Below are 22,109 nucleotides of genomic sequence, written 5' to 3' on the forward strand. Positions count from 1 at the left end.
TGGCGGCGCCCGAACGCGCCGCCGCTCATCACCTGTAAGGAGTACTCATGAGCGCGCTATTTCTGGCTATCCCATTAACCATCTTTGTGTTGTTCGTTTTACCGATTTGGCTCTGGCTGCATTACAGCAACCGTTCCAGTCGTGGCGAACTGGCGCAAAGTGAACAGCAACGTCTGGTAGAACTCAACGATGACGCACAGCGGATGCGCGAGCGCATTCAGGCGCTGGAAGACATCCTTGATGCTGAACATCCAAACTGGAGGGACCGCTAATGGGAGGCGTTAATCTGAACAAAAAACTGTGGCGTATTCCGCAACAGGGCATGGTGAAGGGGGTTTGTGCAGGTATTGCGCATTACCTCGATGTGCCTGTGAAGCTGGTACGGATCCTGGTGGTGTTGTCCGTCTTTTTTGGTCTGGCCTTTTTTACCTTCGTCGCTTACATCGTGCTGACGTTTGTGTTGGACCCGATGCCGGACAATGTGGTTTCCGGTGAGCAGCAGCCATCAAGCGGCGAGCTGTTGGATGCCGTCGATCGCGAGCTGGCGGCAAGTGAAAAGCGTTTGCGTGAAATGGAGCGTTATGTCACCTCTGATACCTTTTCATTGCGCAGCCGTTTCCGCCAATTGTGAGGATAGAAATGAACAATCGCTGGCAACGTGCCGGGCAAAGGGTTAAGCCGGGCTTTAAAATAGCAGGTAAGCTGGTGCTTTTAACTGCGCTTCGTTACGGCCCGGCGGGGGTAGCAGGGTGGGCGGTGAAGTCCGTCGCTCGACGCCCGCTTAAAATGCTGCTGGCGTTGGTCCTGGAGCCGGTTTTGAGTCGGGCAGCGGCAAAATTATCGAAACGCTATTCAGGTAATCAACCCTGATATCCGAATCAGCAAAAGCAAGCAACAATTAATCAACATTCCCTCTGTTAATTTGCGGCAGCTCACAAATACGATTTTTTGGCTGCCGAAATTCTTTTATTATCCCCCTCCTGGCCACCTCAGCCGATTGACAGCTTATTTCCCGCAGAGTAGTCTCTTGACTCATGGGACCGCTACCACGAGAATTGAAGGTGAACCAAAAAATCCAAAAATGCCTGGCAGAAGTTTATGGTGATACGTTTACTTCATGCCACTATGAAGCGCTGATTGCACGTTTAGAGAAATCACAGGGATTAATTAAAAAAATCCGTAAAGCGCATTGGGACGAGGGCGATGTGGTTCTTATTACCTACGCCGATCAATTCCACGGGGCAGGCAAAAAACCACTGCCGATGTTTAATCAATTTTATAATGAATGGCTTAAGTCGACATTTTCTCATGTGCATCTGTTGCCGTTTTATCCGTGGTCATCGGATGATGGTTTTTCCGTAATTAATTACCATCAGGTTGCCGAAGAAACCGGTGACTGGAATGATATTAAGCAATTGGGTAAATCCAGTCGACTGATGTTTGATTTTGTTTGTAACCATATGTCAGCGAAAAGCGAATGGTTTAATAACTATTTGCAACAGCTTGACGGTTATGAAGATTTCTTTATTGCGATGGATCCTGATACGGACCTGAGCAACGTAACGCGTCCACGCGCATTACCGTTACTGACGCCTTTTACGCTGAAAGATAACACCGTACGCTATTTATGGACGACGTTCAGCGACGACCAGATCGATCTCAACTATGCCAACCCGATAGTGTTACTGGCGATGGTCGATGTGCTATTGAGTTATCTTGAGCAGGGCGCTGATTATGTCCGCCTGGATGCGGTTGGCTTTATGTGGAAAGAGCCAGGAACGACCTGTATTCACCTGGAAAAAACGCATCAGCTTATCAAACTATTTCGCGCTATTGCTGACTGCGCGGCGCCTGGTACGGCGATTATTACTGAAACAAACGTTCCGCATAAGGATAATGTGTCCTACTACGGAAATGGTCGTGATGAAGCGCATATGGTGTACCAGTTCTCGTTACCGCCGCTGGTGCTGCATGCGGTACAACGCCAGGATACCTCAACCTTGTGCCAGTGGGCGCAATCACTGGAACTGCCGTCCAGTGAGACCACCTGGTTTAATTTCCTCGCATCGCATGACGGCATTGGTCTCAACCCATTACGTGGTTTGTTACCTGAAGACGAGATCGTGCGCCTGGTGACGGAATTACAACAGGAAGGCGCGCTGGTTAACTGGAAAAATAACCCTGATGGTAGTCGCAGTCCGTATGAAATTAACGTCACATATATGGACGCACTAACGCCAGACAATTGTAGTGATGCCGAACGTTTTTCCCGCTTTATTCTCGCACATGCCATTTTGCTGAGTTTTCCGGGGGTACCTGCGGTTTACATTCAAAGCATTCTTGGGTCACGCAATGATTATAAAGGTGTCGAGGCGCTAGGTTATAACCGTGCGATCAACCGCAAAAAATATCAAATAAGCCAAATCGAAACGGAGCTGGCAGATGAAACCAGTTTGCGCCATGCTATTTATCATGAATTATCCCGATTAATTGTAATACGTCGTAGTAATAAAGCATTTCACCCTGATAGTGATTTTCAGATTAGCAGTGTTACACCGGCTGTAATGCAAATTAAACGTACGGCGGAAACAGGCGAAAAAATTACCGGATTATTTAATGTCAGCGGTCATACGCAAACCATTAGTATTGATGTTGAAAATGGATTTGATTTGATTAGCGGTAAAACTATTTCAGGTAAAGAATTAACGTTGAACGCCTGGCAGGTCATGTGGGTTAAGTAATAAAAAGGAACATTTCATGCTTAAAACTAAAATTGTGCTGATTTTAGCACTGGTTTCCTGCGCCCTGGTTTCCGGGTGTAAGGATGATAAAACGTCCTCTGTTGCGATTGAATTTATGCACTCTTCTGTTGAACAGGAGCGGCAGGCGGTTATTGCAAAACTGATTGAGCGTTTTGAAAAAGAGAACCCGGGGATCAGTGTCAAACAGGTTCCTGTAGAAGAAGATGCGTACAACACCAAGGTCATCACCCTGGCGCGGAGCGGTTCACTGCCTGAAGTCATTGAAACCAGCCATGACTACGCGAAGGTTATGGATAAAGAATCACTTATCGATCGTAAAGCCGTAGCGCAGGTCATCAACGCTGTAGGTGAAGGTACTTTTTATGATGGCGTGCTGCGTATTGTGCGCACTGAAGACGGTACCGCCTGGACCGGGGTTCCGGTTAGCGCCTGGATTGGCGGGATCTGGTATCGCAAAGATGTGCTGGCAAACGCTGGGCTGGAAGAGCCAAAAGACTGGCAACAACTGCTGAGCGTGGCGCAGAAGCTAAACAATCCTGGTAGTAAGAAATATGGTATTGCGCTGCCCACGGCGGAAAGCGTTTTGACCGAACAGTCATTTTCCCAGTTCGCGCTCTCAAACCAGGCCAACGTTTTTGATGCGCAAGGAAAGATAACGCTCAACACACCTGAAATGGCGCAGGCGCTGCAGTATTACCGCCAATTGGCAATGAACACCATGCCGGGCTCAAACGACATCATGGAAGTCAAAGACGCGTTCATGAACGGCACGGCGCCGATGGCGATTTATTCCACCTATATCCTCCCGGCGGTGATTAAAGAGGGCGATCCTAAAAATGTGGGCTTTATGGTGCCGACGGAAAAAAACTCTGCTGTTTACGGCATGCTGACGTCGTTAACCATTACCGCGGGTCAAAAGTCTGAAGAGACAGAAGCGGCAGAGAAATTTGTCACCTTTATGGAGCAGGCCGACAACATCGCGGACTGGGTCATGATGTCGCCAGGGGCGGCGCTGCCGGTCAACAAAGCAGTGGTGAATACCCCGACGTGGAAAGATAACACTGTCATCAAAGCGCTGGGTGAATTACCCGATCAACTGATTGCCGAACTGCCGAATATCCAGGTGTTTGGTGCCGTCGGCGATAAGAACTTCACCCGCATGGGCGACGTCACAGGCTCCGGTGTTGTGAGCTCAATGGTGCACAACGTGACGGTAGGCAAAGCCGACCTCGTCACCACGATTGAAGCGAGCCAGAAAAAACTGGATGACCTCGTTGAACAGCGCTAATGGGGAAATGGAAAGCCGTGATGAATAAGTTCTTTTCAGGTCGATCTGATATGCCATTCGCCATGCTGCTGTTGGCGCCCAGCTTGCTGTTACTGGGCGGTTTAGTGGCGTGGCCGATGATATCTAACATCGAAATCAGCTTTATGCGACTGCCGCTGAATCCGCAAATTGAGTCTACGTTTGTCGGGCTGAGCAACTATATCCGTATCTTATCCGATCCCGGATTTTGGCATTCGCTGTGGATGACGGTCTGGTATACCGCGCTGGTTGTGGCAGGAAGCACGGTACTGGGGCTGGGCGTGGCGATGTTTTTTAACCGTGAGTTTCGTCTGCGGAAAACGGCGCGCTCACTGGTCATCCTCTCTTACGTGACGCCATCAATTTCGCTGGTGTTTGCCTGGAAATACATGTTCAACAACGGCTACGGCATTGTGAACTACCTCGGTGTGGATCTGTTGCATCTCTACGATCAGGCACCGCTGTGGTTCGACAATCCCGGCAGCAGCTTCGCGCTGGTCGTGCTGTTCGCCATCTGGCGCTACTTCCCGTATGCCTTTATCTCGTTTCTGGCGATTTTACAGACGATTGATAAATCGTTGTATGAGGCGGCAGAAATGGACGGCGCGAATGCCTGGCAACGGTTTCGTATCGTCACGCTGCCAGCGATTATGCCGGTGCTGGCAACCGTGGTCACGCTGCGCACGATCTGGATGTTTTACATGTTCGCCGATGTTTATCTGCTGACCACTAAAGTCGATATTCTCGGGGTCTATCTCTATAAAACAGCGTTTGCATTTAACGACTTAGGCAAAGCGGCCGCTATTTCTGTCGTCCTCTTCGTCATTATTTTCGCTGTTATCCTGCTGACCAGAAAACGGGTGAACCTCAATGGCAACAAATAAGCGCACACTTGGCCGCATCGGCTTTTACTGTGGATTAATTGTCTTCCTGGGCATCACGCTATTCCCATTTTTTGTGATGCTGATGACCTCATTTAAAAGCGCCAAAGAGGCGATCTCGCTGCATCCGACGCTGTTACCGCAGCAATGGACGCTGGAACATTACATCGACATCTTCAACCCGATGATTTTCCCGTTTGTTGACTACTTCCGTAATAGCCTGGTGGTATCGGTCACTTCTTCGGTGGTGGCGGTGTTTCTCGGCGTGCTCGGAGCGTATGCGCTTTCCCGCCTGCGTTTTAAGGGGCGAATGACCATCAATGCCAGCTTTTACACGGTGTACATGTTTTCGGGGATCCTGCTGGTGGTGCCGCTATTCAAAATCATTACGGCACTTGGCATCTATGACACCGAAATGGCGTTGATTATCACCATGGTCACCCAGACGCTGCCGACCGCGGTGTTCATGCTGAAAAGCTACTTCGACACCATTCCGGATGAGATAGAAGAAGCCGCGATGATGGATGGATTGAACCGTCTGCAGATCATCTTTCGCATTACCGTGCCGTTGGCGATGTCCGGTCTGGTTTCGGTCTTTGTGTACTGCTTTATGGTGGCGTGGAATGACTATCTGTTTGCCTCGATTTTCCTCTCCAGCGCCAGCAATTTTACCTTACCGGTCGGTCTGAACGCGCTGTTCAGTACGCCTGACTATATCTGGGGACGCATGATGGCGGCATCGTTAGTCACCGCATTGCCGGTCGTCATTATGTATGCGCTTTCCGAACGTTTTATTAAAAGTGGTTTGACCGCAGGCGGCGTGAAAGGCTAAGCGGCCAGTTTAATTAAGGAGTTGTAAATGAAGAAGTTAGTTGCCACAGAACCGCGTGTTGCGGCGTTGGTGGAATATGAAGACAGAGCTGTATCCGCCAATGAAGTGAAAGTTCGCGTTCGCTTTGGTGCGCCGAAACATGGCACGGAAGTGGTCGATTTTCGCGCTGCCAGTCCGTTTATTGACGAAGATTTTAACGGCGAATGGCAAATGTTCATGCCGCGTCCGGAAGGGGCGCCGCGCGGGATTGAATTCGGCAAGTTCCAGCTTGGCAACATGGTGGTGGGCGATGTTATTGAGTGTGGCAGCGATGTGACCGAATACGCCGTTGGCGATTCAGTTTGCGGCTACGGCCCACTGGCAGAAACGGTTTTCTTTAATGCGGTAAACAACTACAAACTGCGCAAAATGCCGGAAGGTAGTTCGTGGAAAAATGCCGTGTGCTATGACCCGGCACAGTTCGCCATGAGTGGCGTGCGCGACGCCAATGTGCGTGTCGGCGACTTTGTTGTCATCGTCGGCTTAGGGGCGATTGGCCAGATTGCCGTCCAACTGGCTAAGAAAGCGGGAGCCTCGGTGGTCATTGGCGTGGATCCGATTGCCCATCGTTGCGATATCGCGCGTCGTCATGGCGCGGATTTCTGTCTGAATCCTATTGGCACCGATGTCGGCATGGAAATTAAGAAGCTGACCGGCAAGCAGGGCGCGGATGTGATTATCGAAACCAGCGGCTATGCGGATGCGTTGCAATCGGCGTTACGTGGTCTGGCCTATGGTGGAACCATCTCCTATGTCGCTTTCGCGAAACCTTTTGCTGAAGGCTTCAACCTGGGGCGTGAAGCGCACTTCAACAACGCCAAAATTGTCTTCTCCCGTGCCTGCAGTGAGCCAAATCCGGATTATCCGCGCTGGAGCCGCAAGCGTATTGAGGAGACCTGTTGGGAACTGTTGATGAACGGTTACCTGAACTGTGAAGAACTTATTGACCCGGTAGTGACATTTGCCAGCAGCCCGGAAAGCTATATGCAGTATGTCGATCGCCATCCGGAAAAGAGCATCAAAATGGGCGTGACGTTTTAATTAAGGAATGCAGAAGATGAAAATTGGAACACAGAACCAGGCTTTTTTTCCGGAAAATATTCTCGAGAAATTCCGTTACATCAAAGAGATGGGGTTTGACGGTTTTGAAATTGACGGCAAGCTGCTGGTTAACAACCTGGCAGAAGTGAAAGCGGCAATCAAAGAAACAGGCCTGCCCGTCACCACCGCCTGTGGAGGATATGACGGTTGGATCGGTGATTTTATCGAAGAGCGTCGTTTGAATGGCTTACAGCAGATTACCCGCATTCTCGAAGCGCTGGCCGAAGTCGGTGGGCAGGGCATTATTGTACCCGCTGCATGGGGCATGTTTACCTTCCGCTTACCGCCGATGACCTCTCCGCGCAGCCTGGCGGGTGATCGTAAAGCAGTAAGTGATTCATTGATTTATCTCGATAAAGTTGCCGAGCGTACGGGGACGGTGGTGTATCTGGAACCGCTCAATCGCTATCAGGATCATATGATCAACACCCTGGCGGATGCCCGTCGCTATATCGTGGAAAACAACCTGAAGCATGTGCAAATCATTGGTGATTTTTACCATATGAATATCGAAGAAGACGATATGGCTCAGGCGCTGCATGACAATCGCGATCTGCTGGGACACGTCCATATTGCGGATAACCATCGTTATCAGCCGGGGAGCGGTACGCTGGATTTCACTGCGCTGTTTGATCAGTTGCGTGAAGATAATTATCAGGGTTACGTCGTGTACGAAGGGCGTGTACGGGCAGAGAACCTGCCGGAAGCGTACCGTCAGTCACTGGCCTGGCTGCGTACCTGCTAAGAGGATTTCTGTGAAAAGTGCACTGACAAGCTCTCCGCTACGCATCGCCATTATCGGCGCCGGGCAGGTGGCGGATAAAGTTCATGCTTCGTACTACTGCACCCGCAACGATCTGGAACTGGTGGCTGTCTGTGACAGCCGCCTGTCACAGGCGCAGGCGTTGGCAGAGAAATACGGCAATCCGCAGGTTTGGGACGATCCTCAGACGATGCTACGCGAGGCTAAGCCAGATATCGTCAGCATCTGTTCACCCAATCGTTTTCATTATGAACACACCATGTTGGCGCTGAACGCCGGATGCCATGTGATGTGTGAGAAACCTCCGGCGATGACGCCAGCCGAGGCGCTGGAAATGTGTAACACGGCGCGTCGAATGGGGAAAGTTCTGGCTTATGATTTTCATCATCGTTTCGCACTGGATACGCAGCTGCTTCGTGAGCAGGTGATGGCCGGCGTGCTGGGTGAAATCTATGTCACCAATGTCCGCGCTTTGCGCCGCTGCGGCGTGCCCGGCTGGGGGGTATTTACCAACAAAGAACTGCAGGGCGGCGGGCCGCTGATTGATCTCGGCATCCATATGCTTGATGCCGCCATGTATGTGCTGGGGTTTCCGGCAGTAAAGCGCGTTAACGCACACAGTTATCAACGCATTGGCACGCGTAAAAACAGCGGCCAGTTTGGGAAATGGGATCCCGAGACGTATACCGTGGAGGATTCTCTGTTCGGGACGATTGAATTTCATAACGGCGGTATCCTGCGACTGGAAACCTCTTTTGCGCTGAATATCCCGGAACAATCGATTATGAACGTTAATTTCTGCGGCGATCTGGCAGGGGCGACGTTATTCCCGGCCCAGGTTTATACCGATCGTGAGGGTACGCTTGACGTACTGCTTCAGCGCGAAATGGCCGATGACAATCGTCATTATCGCAGCATGGAAGCTTTTGTGAATCATGTCCAGGGCGAGCCTGTCACTATTGCCGACGCAGAGCAAGGCGTCGTTATTCAACAACTGGTTGCCGCACTGTATCAATCGGCTGAAACAGGGACCTACGTAGACTTATGACGAGGCCAGTAATGCTAACTGAACCGGCTTTTTGCCCACACAACCTGAATAAATATGCGTCCCTCATGACGACCGGTAACGGTTATATGGGGATTCGCGCCAGCCACGAGGAAGCCTACACCTTACAAACTCGCGGCATGTACCTTGCTGGACTGTATCACCGGGCAGGGAAAGGCGAGATTAATGAACTGGTTAATCTGCCTGATGTGGTGGGGGTGGAGATTTCACTCAATGGTGAGATTTTCTCGCTCACCAGCGGCGTTATCGAAAGCTGGCAACGTGAACTGGATTTTGCCAGTGGGGAATTACGCCGTGCGCTTACCTGGCGTGCGTCTGGCGGAGCGCGTTTTGCCATTGAGAGCCGGCGATTTGTCTCGGCACAAAAACTGCCGCTGTTTGCGATGGAAGTTGTCGTCACGCCACTGGATGGCGATGCCAGCATTGGTATCTCGACCGGAATTGACGCCACGATGACCAATCATGGTCGTCAGCATTTGGATGAAACGCAGGTCCGGGTCTTTGGCCAGCATCTTATGCAAGGGATTTACACCACCCAGGACAACCGCAATGATATCGCTATCACCACGTATTGCGATGTAGACGGTGCAGCGCAGCGCTGCTTCACCGCGAAAGAACGTCGGCTGTTACAACACAACAGCGTGCAGGCGAAAGCCGGACAGCGCGTCACGCTGACAAAAATTAGCTGGGTAGACTGGGCGAGTGAACGCAGCCTGTCGCTTGAGACCTGGGGACGCCAGTCGCTGCGCAACCTGGAAGTATGCGCGCAGCAAGGCTATGACGTTCTGCTTGCTGAGTCGGCTGCTAACTGGCATGCCTGGTGGCAAAATCGTCGCGTTCAGGTCACCAGCACTGATGCCAGCGATCAGCGAGCGCTGGACTATGCGCTCTATCATCTGCGTGTGATGACTCCTGACCACGATGAGCGCAGCAGTATTGCGGCCAAAGGTCTGACGGGGGAAGGGTATAAAGGCCACATATTCTGGGATACCGAGGTCTTTCTGTTACCGTTTCATCTCTTTACCGAGCCGAAAACCGCGAGAAGTTTGTTGCGTTACCGCTGGCATAATCTGTCGGGGGCGCGTGAGAAAGCTCGCCGTAACGGTTGGCAGGGAGCGCTTTTCCCGTGGGAAAGCGCTCGCAGCGGTGATGAGGAAACGCCTGAATTTGCGGCGATCAACATCCGTACCGGACTGCGTCAGAAAGTGGCCTCTGCGCAGGCTGAACATCACCTCGTGGCGGATATTGCCTGGGCGGTAATCAATTACTGGCATGCCTCAGGGGATCTAAACTTCATGTCCCGTGAGGGAATGACGTTGCTGCTGGAAACGGCGAAGTTCTGGATCAGCAGGGCGGTCATGGTTAATGATCGTTTAGAGATCCACGATGTGATTGGCCCGGATGAATACACTGAGCATGTGAACAACAACGCGTTCACCAACTACATGGCCTGGTACAACGTGGAACAGGCGCTGGGTTTTGCCCGTCGGTTGGGCTGCGGTGATGAGACGTTTATTCACCGCGCAGAGTATTTTTTACAGCATCTCTGGCGACCGGAAGTTCAGCCCGATGGCGTGCTACCTCAGGACGATACCTTCCTGAGCAAACCGGCTATCGATCTGTCGCAGTACAAAGCCAAAGCGGGCAAGCAGACGATTTTGCTCGACTACTCCCGTGCAGAAGTCAATGAGATGCAAATTCTCAAACAGGCCGATGTGGTGATGCTGACCTACATGTTACCGGAGCAATTTTGCCCGCAAACCTGTCTGGCAAACCTGCGCTTTTACGAGCCGCGCACAATTCATGACTCCTCGTTGAGTAAAGCGATCCACGGGATTGTGGCAGCGCGTTGCGGTGATCCGGCTCAGGGCTATCGGTTCTGGCGTGAAGGATCGCTTATCGATCTCGGGGAGGACCCACATAGCTGCGATGACGGCATTCATGCTGCGGCAACGGGCGCCATCTGGCTGGGCGCAATCCAGGGATTTGCTGGCGTGAATATTCGCCGCGGAGAGTTACACCTTGCTCCTGCCTTACCGGCTCATTGGCAAACGCTGTCTTTCCCGCTGCGCTGGCAGGGCATCGATATGCAGGTAATCATTAATGCGGCTGAAATCCGTATTAACAGCACTGAGCAGATTGTCCTTTGGGTCAATGGTGAAAAGGTCTCCGTGCAGGGGGAAACCGTAATCCGCAATGACGCCATTATTTCGCCCACTTATGGGACCGCTACCACAGAAAGGGGCGATGAATGATACTCAAACCACAGGCCATCATTTTTGATTTGGATGGCGTGATTACCGATACCGCGCATCTACATTTTCTGGCCTGGCGGCAGGTAGCCGATGAAATAGAGATTGTGATCGACGAAGCATTTAATGACAGCCTGAAAGGGATTAGTCGCGGCGAATCACTACAGCGTATTTTGCACCATGGTGGGAAGGCGGGGGTGTTTTCTTCCGAGGCCTGCGCACAATTGGCCGAGAGAAAAAACAGACTGTATGTCCATTCTTTGCGCCAGCTGACGGTTAACTCGGTATTACCGGGAATACGTGAGCTGTTGATGACGTTGCGGGAAGAACGGATTCCGGTGGGGTTGGCCTCTGTGTCGCGCAATGCCCCGGCTATTTTACAAGCGCTTAATCTTAGCTCTTGCTTTGATTTTTGTGCGGATGCGGCATTGCTCACCCGCTCGAAACCGGATCCGGAAATTTTCCTGGCAGCCTGCGCGGGTCTTGGCGTTGACCCGCAACAATGTATTGGCATAGAAGATGCACAAGCGGGAATTGATGCAATCAACGCCTGCGGCATGCTTTCTGTCGGCATCGGTAAAGGGCTGAATGGGGCAGACTTGCTGCTTCCGGCAACCGAATTTCTGACGTGGCCGTGCTTATCGGCTTTCTGGCAACACGACAAGTAAAGGATTCAACATGGCACAGCTTTCGTTGCAACACATTCAAAAAATTTACGACAACCAAGTACACGTCGTTAAAGACTTCAATCTGGAAATTGAAGATAAAGAGTTTATTGTTTTTGTTGGACCTTCCGGCTGCGGGAAGTCAACTACGTTACGCATGATCGCCGGTCTGGAGGAGATCAGCGGCGGCGATTTGCTGATTGACGGTAAACGGATGAACGATGTGCCGGCGAAATCACGCAACATTGCGATGGTTTTTCAGAACTACGCGTTGTACCCACACATGACCGTCTATGACAACATGGCGTTTGGCCTGAAAATGCAGAAAATTGCGCCTGCTGTGATTGAGGAGCGCGTCAACTGGGCGGCGCAGATCCTTGGTCTGCGCGATTATCTGCAGCGTAAACCCGGCGCGTTATCCGGTGGTCAGCGTCAGCGTGTGGCGCTGGGGCGTGCGATTGTACGTGAAGCGGGGGTCTTCCTGATGGATGAACCCTTATCGAATCTCGATGCCAAACTTCGCGTTCAGATGCGGGCTGAAATTAGCAAACTGCATCAGAAACTCAATACCACCATGATCTATGTTACCCACGATCAAACCGAAGCCATGACTATGGCGACGCGTATTGTGATTATGAAGGATGGCATTGTTCAGCAGGTTGGTGCGCCGAAAACGGTTTATAACCACCCGGCTAATATGTTTGTCGCCGGATTTATTGGCTCACCGGCCATGAACTTTATTCGTGGCGCGATTGATGGTGATAAGTTTGTTACTGAAACACTGAAATTAACGATTCCACAAAATAAATTAGCACAATTAAAAGCGCAGGGTTATGAACATCAGGCGGTCACTCTGGGAATTCGTCCTGAAGATATACACCCGCAGCTTAATAATGAAAATAGTATATCGGCAAAAATTAGCGTTGCAGAATTAACCGGCGCTGAATTTATGCTTTATACCATTGTTGGGGGGCATGAGTTGGTGGTCCGTGCTGGGGCAGTGAATGATTATCATGCAGGAGAAAATATCACTATTCATTTTGATATGGCGAAATGCCATTTCTTTGATGCTGAAACCGAAGTGGCTATTCAATAAAATTCCGGGGGGATAAATCCCCCCCAAGCCTTGGGGCATTTTTGCGAGTATTTTAACAAGGAATAATAATGAAAACCCTACTGTCCGCTACTGCGCTGATTATGAGCGCAGGAATGGCCTGCGCGCAGGCTGCTGAAAATAATGACTGGCACTTTAATATTGGTGCTATGTACGAAATAGAAAACGTTGAAGGTCAGGGCGAAGATATGGATGGACTGGCTGAGCCGTCCGTCTATTTCAACGCATCTAATGGGCCATGGAAAATATCGCTGGCCTATTATCAGGAAGGACCGGTTGATTACAGCGAAGGTAAGCGTGGTACCTGGTTTGATCGTCCGGAACTGGAAATTCGCTATCAATTTCTGGAAAGTGAGGATGTTAATTTCGGTTTGACCGGTGGCTTCCGTAATTACGGTTATCACTATGTCAATGAACCAGGAAACGACACCGCTAATATGCAGCGCTGGAAAGTTCAGCCGGACTGGGATGTTAAACTGACCGACGACCTGCGCTTTAGCGGTTGGCTGTCGATGTATCAATTCGTTAATGATTTGAATACTACTGGCTACTCCGATAGTCGTGTCGAAAGCGAGACCGGTCTGAATTACAGGTTTAACGAAACGGTGGGCTTAACGGTCAACTATTACCTTGAGCGCGGCTTTAATCTGGCTGATTCGCGCAATAATGGTGAGTTCTCAACCCAGGAAATTCGTGCATATTTACCGTTGTCTTTAGGCAATACCACCCTGACGCCGTATACCCGTCTGGGGCTTGATCGCTGGTCAAACTGGGACTGGCGAGATGATCCGGAACGTGAAGGCCATAATTTCAATCGTCTCGGTTTACTGTATGCATATGATTTCCAGAATGGTTTATCAATGTCACTGGAGTATGCCTATGAGTGGGAAGATCACGACGAAGGCGAAAGCGACAGATTCCATTATGCTGGTATAGGCGTGAACTACGCATTCTAAAATATACTGGGGCATTTATGCCCCAGTTTTTACACCAGTGAGTCGGCCAGCGATATTTGTGTGCTCACCGTGATATTTTGTAATCCTTTCTCGCCCGCAATCAAGTTAAATAATAAATTACAGCTTTGTTCACCCAACTGCTGGGTAGGCACATCAATTCCCCCAGGAACGGGCGTGAGCATAAAAGACAACAGCTCATTACTGTAGCCCACAACGGCAAGTTGTTGTGGGATGGTTATATTTTTCTCAGCCGCCACGCGATATAAGCTCATTAATTTCAAGCTGTCGGTGGCAAATACGGCGTCGGGTAACGGCTGCTGACTCAGTAATTTTCGTGAAGCGAGCAGGGCTGTTTCATGGGTATAGCCCCCGTCAACAATCCATTCATCGCGCATTTTAATATTATGCGCCTGAAGGCTGGCTTTATATCCGTTAACGCGATCGATAGAAACATGAACATCAAGCGGCGCGTGCAAACAGGCTATATTACGGTGTCCACTCTCAATCAGCGCATCAGTTAGCGTAATGCTGTCGCGATAATTATCTGTGTCTACAGAATAGACATTGGCGTAGTCGCCTTCAACCTTTCCAATAACCACGACCGGTACGTTGTATTTATCCAGCCTTGCAAAAAAAGATTCATCGGCGGGAGAACTCAGCATAATGATACCTTTGATCAATTTCTGCTTAATTTTGCTCTCACATTTTTGTAAATCATCTTCAGTGCTTCGCGACGTCTGTAATATGACATCAAAACCGACCTCTTCAGCCTTGGCAGTAATAGCATGCAGCACTTCAGAGAAAAACGGATTACCGGCGGTTGTTTTTGCTGAACGGGTAGATATCACCATTATTGCATCAAACCCGGAAGAGGTGAGTGCGCGAGCAAGTTTATTGGGCTGGTACTGTAACTCATCAATAGCACGCAGCACCTTTTCAAGCGCTTCCGGCGAGATATTGGTTTGCTTATTAAGCACGCGCGATACCGTGGATTTTGATACGCCAGCGGCTCGTGCAATATCATAAATGGTAGGAGACATAGATCCCAAGCTCCGTCCGAGAGTCAATGGCGAACATATTATGGAGTTAATTGGCGAATGACAACAATATCGGAATGCGGGCAGAAAAATCAAAAAACTAACCGCAGTATGCGCAACCAGAGGAAGTCTCGTCCACGGGTGCAGAGGGTGATAATGCGGTCGCAATATTTTCTTAAGAACTGGCGTATAGTGTGTTGGTTAAATCCAACTATCAGTCAGGAAGATATTATGTTGAAAAAAGGCGTATTAGCGTTGGCACTGGTCATCGGCATGCCGGTTTTTGCAGCCGAGCACTGGATTGATGTTCGCGTTCCTGAACAGTATCAACAGCAGCATATTCAGGGGGCGGTCAACATTCCATTAAAAGAGATGAAGGCGCGTATCGCTGCTGAAGTTCCTGATAAGACCGACACTGTGAAGCTGTACTGCAACTCCGGGCGTCAATCGGGGCAGGCGAAGGATATGTTGACGGAAATGGGCTACACGCAGGTGACCAACGAAGGTGGCATCAATCAGATAGCGCTTCCTAAAGTAGAGAATCAATAAACCGCCCGCATTCCTTCTGCTCCAGGCGGTAAGAATAATGCCGCCTGTTACAGCTCAGGTAGTTGATAAGTAAGAATTGACCCCTATCTTTACTTCCTGTTTGTTATAATTTCTTCAGTTCCTTCAGCAAAACGGGATGGCGATGAAGCGACTTAAAAATGAACTCAATTCGCTGGTTAATCGCGGCGTAGACCGTCATTTGCGCCTGGCTGTCACCGGACTTAGCCGTAGCGGTAAGACGGCGTTTATCACCGCGATGGTAAACCAGTTACTCAATATTCATGCCGGTGCGCGTCTGCCGTTGCTCAGTTGCGTGCGCGAAGAGCGTCTGCTCGGCGTTAAACGGGTTCCACAACGCGATTTTGGTATTCCGCGCTTTACCTATGATGAGGGACTGGCGCAGCTGTATGGCTCACCGCCGACCTGGCCGACACCTACGCGCGGCGTGAGTGAAATACGCCTCGCGCTGCGCTACAAATCCAATGATTCATTGCTGCGCCACTTTAAAGACACCTCCACGCTGTACCTGGAAATCGTCGATTATCCGGGGGAGTGGCTGCTCGATTTACCGATGCTGGCCCAGGATTATCTCAGCTGGTCGCGGCAAATGACCGGATTATTACAGGGACAGCGGGGCGAATGGTCGGCAAGATGGCGGCAGTTATGCCAGGGGTTGGATCCGCTGGCGCCTGCTGATGAAAACCGTCTGGCGGAAATCGCTGCCGCCTGGACGGAGTATCTGCACCAGTGCAAGCAGCAGGGACTGCATTTTATTCAGCCGGGCCGTTTTGTTCTGCCCGGAGATATGGCGGGCGCTCCTGCGCTGCAGTTCTTCCCGTGGCCGGACGTTGATGCCTGGGGGGAATCGAAGCTGGCGCAGGCAGACAAACACACCAATGCAGGCATGCTGCGCGACAGGTTTAATTATTACTGTGAAAAAGTCGTGAAGGGATTTTATAAGAATCACTTCCTGCGCTTTGACCGTCAGATTGTGCTGGTCGATTGTCTGCAACCGCTCAACAGCGGGCCACAGGCGTTTAATGACATGCGTCTGGCGCTCACCCAACTGATGCAAAGTTTCCATTATGGACAGCGCACGCTGTTTCGTCGGCTGTTTTCCCCGGTGATCGACAAACTGCTGTTTGCCGCCACCAAAGCCGACCATGTGACGGTCGATCAGCACGCCAATATGGTGTCGTTATTGCAGCAGTTGATCCAGGACGCCTGGCAAAACGCTGCGTTCGAAGGTATCAGCATGGATTGTCTGGGACTGGCATCAGTACAGGCAACCACCAGCGGCCTGATCGATGTGAAAGGCGAAAAGATCCCGGCGCTGCGTGGTCATCGTCTGAGCGATGGTGAACCGCTAACCGTTTATCCGGGGGAAGTGCCCGCGCGTTTACCTGGACAAGCATTCTGGGACAGCCAGGGCTTTCAGTTTGAGGCGTTTCGCCCGCAGGTTATGGATGTTGATAAACCCTTACCGCATATTCGTCTTGATGCCGCGATGGAGTTTTTAATAGGAGATAAATTGCGATGAGCGAGCCGTTAAAACCGCGTATCGATTTCTCAGGTCCGCTGGACGTGGAACAAAACGCGGCGTTTAAAGCGCAGCAGATGTTCAACGAAACAGAGGCGCAGACTTTTTCTCCGGCGACAGTGGATGAACCTCTGCAAGACGAAGGTCAGGCTGAGGCCGTCATTGATGCGGCCCTACGCCCCAAACGCAGTTTGTGGCGCAAAATGGTAATGGGCGGGTTGGCGCTGTTTGGCGCGAGCGTTGTCGCTCAGGGCGTACAATGGACTATGAACGCCTGGCAGACTCAGGACTGGGTCGCGCTGGGAGGATGTGCCGCTGGCGCATTGATTATCGGCGCAGGTGTCGGATCGGTTGCGACCGAGTGGCGTCGGCTATGGCGTTTGCGCCAGCGTGCGCATGAGCGTGATGAAGCGCGAGATCTGCTCCACAGCCATGGAACCGGAAAAGGTCGTGCATTTTGTGAAAAGCTGGCGCAGCAGGCGGGTATCGATCAGTCCCACCCGGCACTACAGCGCTGGTATGCCTCAATTCATGAAACGCAGAACGATCGCGAAGTCGTCAGCCTGTATGCCCATCTTGTGCAGCCGGTGCTGGACGCGCAGGCCCGACGTGAGATTAGCCGTTCAGCGGCGGAGTCCACGCTGATGATTGCCGTCAGTCCGCTGGCATTGGTGGATATGGCGTTTATTGCCTGGCGAAACCTGCGGCTGATTAATCGCATCGCATCGCTGTATGGCATTGAACTCGGTTATTACAGCCGCCTGCGTTTGTTCCGCCTGGTGCTGCTAAATATCGCTTTTGCCGGGGCCAGTGAGCTGGTGCGGGAAGTGGGAATGGACTGGATGTCGCAGGATTTAGCCGCTCGCTTATCGACGCGTGCCGCGCAGGGTATTGGCGCGGGATTATTAACGGCGCGTCTGGGTATTAAAGCCATGGAACTTTGCCGACCGCTGCCGTGGATCGATGACGATAAGCCACGACTGGGCGATTTTCGCCGTCAACTGATTGGTCAGGTGAAAGAAACCTTACAAAAGAACAAATCGCCGCGCGAAAGTTAGCTAAAAATTGGGCGCCAGTCGTTTAACTTTACGTCCTGGCGCCTGATTTTCCAGCGAGCTGTCAATATTTGTTGACAGAGTTCTTCCTGCAAACCCAATACTGTCTTATCATTTAATACATAATCCCTTGTCCAGGTGAAGGTTCCTATGCGTTTGGAAGTCTTTTGTGAAGACCGACTTGGTCTGACCCGCGAATTGCTCGATTTACTGGTGCTGAGAAGCATTGATTTACGCGGTATCGAGATTGACCCCATCGGGCGGATTTACCTCAATTTTGCGGAACTGGAGTTCACCAACTTCAGTAGTCTGATGGCTGAAATCCGCCGTATTTCAGGGGTTACGGATGTGCGTACCGTGCCCTGGATGCCTTCCGAACGAGAACATCTTGCGCTGAGTGCGCTGCTTGAGGCGTTACCAGAACCGGTCCTTTCTCTGGATATGAAAAGCAAAATCGAGATGGCGAACCCTGCGAGCTGCCAGCTTTTCGCGCACACTCAGGATCGGATGCGCAATCATACCGCCGCCCAGTTAATCAATGGGTTTAACTTCCAGCGCTGGCTCGAAAGCAATCCGCAGGATTCTCATAGCGAGCATGTCGTAATTAACGGACAGAACTTCCTGATGGAGATTACGCCTGTCCATTTGCAGGGTGAAAATCAGGAGCAGATGCTGACCGGTGCTGTTGTCATGCTGCGCTCCACCATCCGGATGGGGCGTCAGCTGCAAAATATGACTACGCAGGATCTGAGCGCGTTTAGCCAGATTATTGCCGTCAGCGCCAAAATGAAACACGTAGTGGAACAGGCGCGTAAGCTGGCGACTCTGAGTGCGCCGCTGCTGATTACTGGTAATACCGGCACCGGCAAAGATCTCTTTGCCCATGCCTGCCACCTGGCAAGCCCGCGTGCGTCGAAGCCGTATCTGGCGCTGAACTGCGCGTCAATTCCTGAGGATGCGGTCGAAAGTGAGCTGTTTGGCCATGCTCCAGAAGGCAAAAAAGGCTTCTTTGAGCAGGCGAATGGCGGCTCGGTTCTGTTAGATGAAATTGGTGAAATGTCGCCGCGTATGCAGACCAAATTGCTGCGTTTTCTCAATGACGGCACGTTCCGCCGCGTGGGAGAAGATCACGAAGTTCATGTTGATGTCCGCGTGATTTGCGCGACGCAAAAGAACCTTGTGGAAATGGTGCAGAAAGGGCTTTTCCGTGAAGATCTCTATTATCGTCTGAATGTACTGACGCTAAATCTGCCGCCGCTACGCGATTGCCCGCAGGATATTATGCCGCTTACCGAACTGTTTGTGGCGCGCTTCGCCGACGAGCAGGGCGTGCCGCGTCCGAAGCTGTCTGCCGATCTCAGCACGGTGTTAACCCGCTACGGTTGGCCGGGCAACGTGCGTCAGCTTAAAAATGCCATCTACCGGGCGCTGACCCAGCTTGAAGGCTATGAGCTGCGGCCGCAGGATATTTTACTGCCGGATTACGATGCGGCAACGGTTGCGGTCGGAGAAGAGGTGATGGAAGGATCGCTGGATGAAATTACCAGCCGCTTTGAACGCTCTGTGCTGACGCAGCTTTATATGAATTATCCCAGCACGCGCAAACTGGCCAAGCGCCTTGGCGTTTCGCACACCGCGATTGCCAACAAATTGCGTGAATATGGCCTGAGCCAGCAGAAAAAAAGCGAAGAGTAACGCGGTAAATGAAAATGCCTCCCTGCGGAGGCATTTTTGTATGCAGACGTGGTTTAAGCTTTCAGTACGTCCAGCGCAGCAGTGTAGTCTGGCTCGTTGGTGATTTCATTGACCAGTTGGCTGAAAACGACGTTGTCATTTTCATCAATAACGACCACGGCACGTGCAGCCAGACCTTTCAGTGGGCCTTCAGCGATTTCTACGCCGTAGTTTTTCAGAAATTCTGCGTTGCGCAGGGTGGACAGCGTGATAACGTTGCTCAGACCTTCCGCGCCGCAAAAACGTGAATGGGCGAATGGCAGGTCGGCCGAAATGCACAGTACGACGGTATTGTCGATTTCTGTCGCCAGTTGGTTAAACTTACGTACCGATGCCGCACAAACGCCGGTATCGATGCTTGGGAAAATATTCAGCACTTTGCGCTTGCCTGCGAACTGGCCCAGCGTAACGTCAGACAGGTCTTTAGCCACAAGGGTAAAAGCCTGAGCTTTGCTTCCAGCCTGAGGAATTGAGCCGGCAACTGTAACCGGGTTGCCCTGGAAATGAACGGTTTGTGACATGGTTATCTTCCTGTTTACATATAGTTAACGTCGAGGCTAGTTTATGCCATCAGCAGTTAACACGGCAAACGCTATTTGCGGATATCCGCTTCAGGGACTGCATTAAGGAAAGCAAATGAGAACAGTTAAGGTGTATGAGGAAGCCTGGCCGCTGCGCACTCCCTTTGTTATTGCCCGTGGGAGCAGAACCGAAGCGCATGTGGTAGTGGTTGAAGTGGCAGAAAACGGCGTCACGGGTATCGGCGAGTGCACACCGTATCCGCGCTATGGTGAAAGCGATGCCTCAGTGCTGGCGCAAATTATGAGCATTGCCCCACAACTGGAAAATGGACTGACGCGTGAAGAGCTGCAAAAGCTGCTGCCAGCGGGAGCCGCGCGTAATGCTGTGGACTGCGCGTTGTGGGATCTGAGTGCGCGTCAACAGCAATTGTCACTGGCAGAGTTGGTGGGAAGTGAGCTGGCGGAAGTGGTGACGACGGCGCAAACCGTGGTGATTGGCACGCCGGAACAAATGGCGGTGAGTGCGGCTGCACTGTGGGAAAATGGCGCGAAACTGCTAAAAGTTAAACTGGATGCGCGCTTGATTAGCGAGCGGATGGTTGCTATTCGTGCCGCAGTCCCTGATGCAACGATTATTGTCGACGCCAATGAATCCTGGCGGGCAGAAGGTCTGGCGGCGCGCTGCCAGCTGCTGGCTGATTTAGGGGTGGCGATGCTGGAGCAGCCGCTGCCAGCGCAGGACGATGCCGCATTGGAAAATTTTGTGCATCCGCTGCCGATCTGCGCAGATGAAAGCTGCCACACCCGCAGCAGCCTGAAAGCGCTGCACGGGCGCTATGAAATGGTCAATATCAAACTGGATAAAACAGGCGGCCTGACGGAGGCGCTGGCGCTGGCAACCGAAGCCCGCGAGCAGGGATTTACGCTAATGCTGGGCTGCATGTTGTGTACTTCCCGGGCGATTGGCGCGGCGTTACCCCTTACGCCGCAGGTTAACTTTGCCGATCTTGATGGCCCGACCTGGCTTGCCAGCGACGCGGAGCCGGCCCTGCATTTTACGACCGGACAACTTCATCTCTAGGGTGCCAGCGCAGGAGATTGGACATGGCCAGCAGGTATTTCTCGCTCGCTTCATCTGAAGAGATGGGCGGAAATTCGGCGGTTATACAGTGTAAGTTCAGGTCTGCGCACCAGCTTCCAAATGAGCCGGGCGTTTCATAACCTACGCTGGTGACGAGGGGTAATTCAAACGACTGCGCCAGCCACGCGCCTAATTCGCTGCGTCTGGGATCTTCAATACAGGCCAGCGGATCGTGAAAAGAGACCACCCACGCAGGATGAATTCGGTGAATAAGCTGGCACAGCGCCTGGGTTTCTGGTTCTGAGCCCGGATTTTCGCCGGTCAACAACACCACATCGCGTTCTTCTGCGCTGCTGTTCCAGCGATACACCGTTTCACCCGCTTTCCAGTTGGCAGCGGGAAAGTTACGGTTTAGATCCACTCCGTTCGCATTTGCGCGCAGCCCGAGCTGGCAACCGTCAGGGTTAACCGCCAGCACCACATGGTGACGACGTAAGGAAGGATTAAGCGTACGCAATGCGCAGGAAAGGGTGACAACCGATGCGTTTTCGTCGCCGTGCGTTCCTGCCAGTATCAGACCGCTTTCACGATCGGCCGCCATTGCGGGAAACCAGATTAGCGGCGCGCCTAATAATGAACGTCCGTAATGTTCGGTTCCAGGTGGGAATGCGCCGCGCTCGGCACGGGGTCGGGTAACGGTCATAGTCATCTCTGAATGCGTGGATTGTTACTCGCAGTGTTGTGCAAAATGTATGGATAATCAAATCGTTTTCACACACTTATCTTTTCAGATGTAATATTATTTCCTTGTCGAAAGTTAATTGCATTTCCTGCTGGCGATACAAATAATTACAC

General features: G+C 51.6%; 22 protein-coding genes. 19 read left to right on the top strand and 3 right to left on the bottom strand.

Annotated elements, in window-relative coordinates; all coding sequences use genetic code 11:
* Positions 1 to 47: 47 nt before the first annotated feature.
* From pspB to HV037_RS11725, 14 genes are all read left to right on the top strand, one after another.
* Positions 48 to 272 carry an envelope stress response membrane protein PspB gene (gene pspB / locus HV037_RS11660; protein ID WP_016153227.1) on the top strand — a complete coding sequence of 75 codons (225 nt, stop codon included), beginning with the start codon at positions 48 to 50 and terminating at the stop codon, positions 270 to 272.
* On the top strand, positions 272 to 631 hold the full coding sequence (gene pspC, locus HV037_RS11665) for an envelope stress response membrane protein PspC (RefSeq protein WP_003020497.1): 360 nt from the start codon (positions 272 to 274) through the stop codon (positions 629 to 631). Before pspB ends, pspC begins: the two co-directional genes overlap by 1 nt.
* 8 nt (positions 632 to 639) lie before the next feature.
* Complete coding sequence (gene pspD / locus HV037_RS11670) at positions 640 to 870, top strand: phage shock protein PspD (protein WP_003833267.1); 231 nt, start codon at positions 640 to 642, stop codon at positions 868 to 870.
* Positions 871 to 1,034: 164 nt separating this feature from the next.
* Positions 1,035 to 2,741 carry a sugar phosphorylase gene (locus HV037_RS11675; protein ID WP_049269482.1) on the top strand — a complete coding sequence of 569 codons (1,707 nt, stop codon included), beginning with the start codon at positions 1,035 to 1,037 and terminating at the stop codon, positions 2,739 to 2,741.
* A 16-nt stretch (positions 2,742 to 2,757) separates the two neighbouring features.
* Complete coding sequence (locus HV037_RS11680; protein WP_181500348.1) at positions 2,758 to 4,050, top strand: ABC transporter substrate-binding protein; 1,293 nt, start codon at positions 2,758 to 2,760, stop codon at positions 4,048 to 4,050.
* A 20-nt stretch (positions 4,051 to 4,070) separates the two neighbouring features.
* The gene (locus HV037_RS11685; RefSeq protein WP_003840754.1) at positions 4,071 to 4,952 is read left to right on the top strand and encodes a sugar ABC transporter permease; all 882 of its coding nucleotides are present in this window, start codon (positions 4,071 to 4,073) and stop codon (positions 4,950 to 4,952) included.
* A complete protein-coding gene (locus HV037_RS11690; protein ID WP_003020474.1) occupies positions 4,939 to 5,781 on the top strand; it encodes a carbohydrate ABC transporter permease in 843 nt (280 codons plus the stop codon). Before HV037_RS11685 ends, HV037_RS11690 begins: the two co-directional genes overlap by 14 nt.
* A 27-nt stretch (positions 5,782 to 5,808) precedes the next feature.
* Positions 5,809 to 6,861, top strand: a complete 1,053-nt coding sequence (locus tag HV037_RS11695; RefSeq protein ID WP_016153224.1) for a zinc-binding alcohol dehydrogenase — start codon at positions 5,809 to 5,811, stop codon at positions 6,859 to 6,861.
* A 16-nt stretch (positions 6,862 to 6,877) separates the two neighbouring features.
* Positions 6,878 to 7,666, top strand: a complete 789-nt coding sequence (locus HV037_RS11700) for a TIM barrel protein (RefSeq protein ID WP_016156634.1) — start codon at positions 6,878 to 6,880, stop codon at positions 7,664 to 7,666.
* Between the two features lie 10 nt (positions 7,667 to 7,676).
* Positions 7,677 to 8,732 carry a Gfo/Idh/MocA family oxidoreductase gene (locus HV037_RS11705; RefSeq protein ID WP_016156633.1) on the top strand — a complete coding sequence of 352 codons (1,056 nt, stop codon included), beginning with the start codon at positions 7,677 to 7,679 and terminating at the stop codon, positions 8,730 to 8,732.
* Positions 8,729 to 11,005, top strand: a complete 2,277-nt coding sequence (locus HV037_RS11710; protein ID WP_149381899.1) for a glycoside hydrolase family 65 protein — start codon at positions 8,729 to 8,731, stop codon at positions 11,003 to 11,005. The genes HV037_RS11705 and HV037_RS11710 overlap by 4 nt, the downstream gene beginning before the upstream one ends.
* A complete protein-coding gene (gene pgmB, locus HV037_RS11715; RefSeq protein WP_181500349.1) occupies positions 11,002 to 11,670 on the top strand; it encodes a beta-phosphoglucomutase in 669 nt (222 codons plus the stop codon). Before HV037_RS11710 ends, pgmB begins: the two co-directional genes overlap by 4 nt.
* 10 nt (positions 11,671 to 11,680) lie before the next feature.
* Entirely contained in the window at positions 11,681 to 12,763 is a 1,083-nt protein-coding gene (locus tag HV037_RS11720) for an ABC transporter ATP-binding protein (protein ID WP_016153219.1), read from the top strand.
* A gap of 68 nt (positions 12,764 to 12,831) precedes the next feature.
* Positions 12,832 to 13,737, top strand: a complete 906-nt coding sequence (locus tag HV037_RS11725; RefSeq protein WP_016156630.1) for an OmpG family monomeric porin — start codon at positions 12,832 to 12,834, stop codon at positions 13,735 to 13,737.
* 29 nt (positions 13,738 to 13,766) lie between these two features.
* Here HV037_RS11725 and HV037_RS11730 read toward each other — a convergent pair whose 3' ends face one another.
* Positions 13,767 to 14,777 carry a LacI family DNA-binding transcriptional regulator gene (locus tag HV037_RS11730; RefSeq protein WP_016153217.1) on the bottom strand — a complete coding sequence of 337 codons (1,011 nt, stop codon included), beginning with the start codon at positions 14,775 to 14,777 and terminating at the stop codon, positions 13,767 to 13,769.
* 228 nt (positions 14,778 to 15,005) lie between these two features.
* On the opposite strand from HV037_RS11730, the gene pspE reads away from it, so the two are divergent.
* From pspE to tyrR, 4 genes are all read left to right on the top strand, one after another.
* On the top strand, positions 15,006 to 15,323 hold the full coding sequence (gene pspE / locus HV037_RS11735; protein ID WP_016153216.1) for a thiosulfate sulfurtransferase PspE: 318 nt from the start codon (positions 15,006 to 15,008) through the stop codon (positions 15,321 to 15,323).
* 142 nt (positions 15,324 to 15,465) lie between these two features.
* Positions 15,466 to 16,863: a YcjX family protein gene (locus tag HV037_RS11740; protein ID WP_016153215.1), complete on the top strand. Its 1,398-nt coding sequence runs from the start codon at positions 15,466 to 15,468 to the stop codon at positions 16,861 to 16,863.
* Entirely contained in the window at positions 16,860 to 17,921 is a 1,062-nt protein-coding gene (locus tag HV037_RS11745; protein WP_016153214.1) for a YcjF family protein, read from the top strand. Before HV037_RS11740 ends, HV037_RS11745 begins: the two co-directional genes overlap by 4 nt.
* Positions 17,922 to 18,068: 147 nt before the next feature.
* Positions 18,069 to 19,613, top strand: coding sequence for a transcriptional regulator TyrR (gene tyrR, locus HV037_RS11750; protein ID WP_016153213.1), 1,545 nt, complete (start codon positions 18,069 to 18,071; stop codon positions 19,611 to 19,613).
* Positions 19,614 to 19,666: 53 nt separating this feature from the next.
* On the opposite strand, the gene tpx is transcribed toward tyrR, so the two are convergent.
* A complete protein-coding gene (gene tpx / locus HV037_RS11755; protein WP_016153212.1) occupies positions 19,667 to 20,173 on the bottom strand; it encodes a thiol peroxidase in 507 nt (168 codons plus the stop codon).
* 115 nt (positions 20,174 to 20,288) lie between these two features.
* Here tpx and ycjG point away from each other — a divergent pair, with 115 nt between their 5' ends.
* The gene (gene ycjG, locus HV037_RS11760; RefSeq protein WP_181500350.1) at positions 20,289 to 21,254 is read left to right on the top strand and encodes an L-Ala-D/L-Glu epimerase; all 966 of its coding nucleotides are present in this window, start codon (positions 20,289 to 20,291) and stop codon (positions 21,252 to 21,254) included.
* On the opposite strand, the gene mpaA is transcribed toward ycjG, so the two are convergent.
* A complete protein-coding gene (mpaA, locus tag HV037_RS11765) occupies positions 21,229 to 21,957 on the bottom strand; it encodes a murein tripeptide amidase MpaA (RefSeq protein ID WP_016153210.1) in 729 nt (242 codons plus the stop codon). The genes ycjG and mpaA overlap by 26 nt on opposite strands.
* Positions 21,958 to 22,109 lie beyond the last annotated feature (152 nt).

It is taken from the genome of Citrobacter sp. RHBSTW-00017 (assembly GCF_013797615.1).
Classification (GTDB): domain Bacteria; phylum Pseudomonadota; class Gammaproteobacteria; order Enterobacterales; family Enterobacteriaceae; genus Citrobacter; species Citrobacter braakii.

Bases quoted from the DNA above. Each gene is read 5' to 3' on its own strand.
- pspE (WP_016153216.1), top strand. From the start codon at position 15,006: ATGTTGAAAAAAGGCGTATTAGCGTTGGCACTGGTCATCGGCATGCCG.
- HV037_RS11730 (WP_016153217.1), bottom strand. From the start codon at position 14,777: ATGTCTCCTACCATTTATGATATTGCACGAGCCGCTGGCGTATCAAAA.
- pspB (WP_016153227.1), top strand. From the start codon at position 48: ATGAGCGCGCTATTTCTGGCTATCCCATTAACCATCTTTGTGTTGTTC.
- HV037_RS11685 (WP_003840754.1), top strand. From the start codon at position 4,071: ATGAATAAGTTCTTTTCAGGTCGATCTGATATGCCATTCGCCATGCTG.
- pspD (WP_003833267.1), top strand. From the start codon at position 640: ATGAACAATCGCTGGCAACGTGCCGGGCAAAGGGTTAAGCCGGGCTTT.
- HV037_RS11745 (WP_016153214.1), top strand. From the start codon at position 16,860: ATGAGCGAGCCGTTAAAACCGCGTATCGATTTCTCAGGTCCGCTGGAC.
- pgmB (WP_181500349.1), top strand. From the start codon at position 11,002: ATGATACTCAAACCACAGGCCATCATTTTTGATTTGGATGGCGTGATT.
- HV037_RS11740 (WP_016153215.1), top strand. From the start codon at position 15,466: ATGAAGCGACTTAAAAATGAACTCAATTCGCTGGTTAATCGCGGCGTA.
- HV037_RS11725 (WP_016156630.1), top strand. From the start codon at position 12,832: ATGAAAACCCTACTGTCCGCTACTGCGCTGATTATGAGCGCAGGAATG.
- tpx (WP_016153212.1), bottom strand. From the start codon at position 20,173: ATGTCACAAACCGTTCATTTCCAGGGCAACCCGGTTACAGTTGCCGGC.
- HV037_RS11710 (WP_149381899.1), top strand. From the start codon at position 8,729: ATGACGAGGCCAGTAATGCTAACTGAACCGGCTTTTTGCCCACACAAC.
- HV037_RS11690 (WP_003020474.1), top strand. From the start codon at position 4,939: ATGGCAACAAATAAGCGCACACTTGGCCGCATCGGCTTTTACTGTGGA.
- HV037_RS11695 (WP_016153224.1), top strand. From the start codon at position 5,809: ATGAAGAAGTTAGTTGCCACAGAACCGCGTGTTGCGGCGTTGGTGGAA.
- HV037_RS11720 (WP_016153219.1), top strand. From the start codon at position 11,681: ATGGCACAGCTTTCGTTGCAACACATTCAAAAAATTTACGACAACCAA.
- pspC (WP_003020497.1), top strand. From the start codon at position 272: ATGGGAGGCGTTAATCTGAACAAAAAACTGTGGCGTATTCCGCAACAG.
- tyrR (WP_016153213.1), top strand. From the start codon at position 18,069: ATGCGTTTGGAAGTCTTTTGTGAAGACCGACTTGGTCTGACCCGCGAA.
- HV037_RS11700 (WP_016156634.1), top strand. From the start codon at position 6,878: ATGAAAATTGGAACACAGAACCAGGCTTTTTTTCCGGAAAATATTCTC.
- HV037_RS11680 (WP_181500348.1), top strand. From the start codon at position 2,758: ATGCTTAAAACTAAAATTGTGCTGATTTTAGCACTGGTTTCCTGCGCC.
- ycjG (WP_181500350.1), top strand. From the start codon at position 20,289: ATGAGAACAGTTAAGGTGTATGAGGAAGCCTGGCCGCTGCGCACTCCC.
- mpaA (WP_016153210.1), bottom strand. From the start codon at position 21,957: ATGACCGTTACCCGACCCCGTGCCGAGCGCGGCGCATTCCCACCTGGA.
- HV037_RS11675 (WP_049269482.1), top strand. From the start codon at position 1,035: ATGGGACCGCTACCACGAGAATTGAAGGTGAACCAAAAAATCCAAAAA.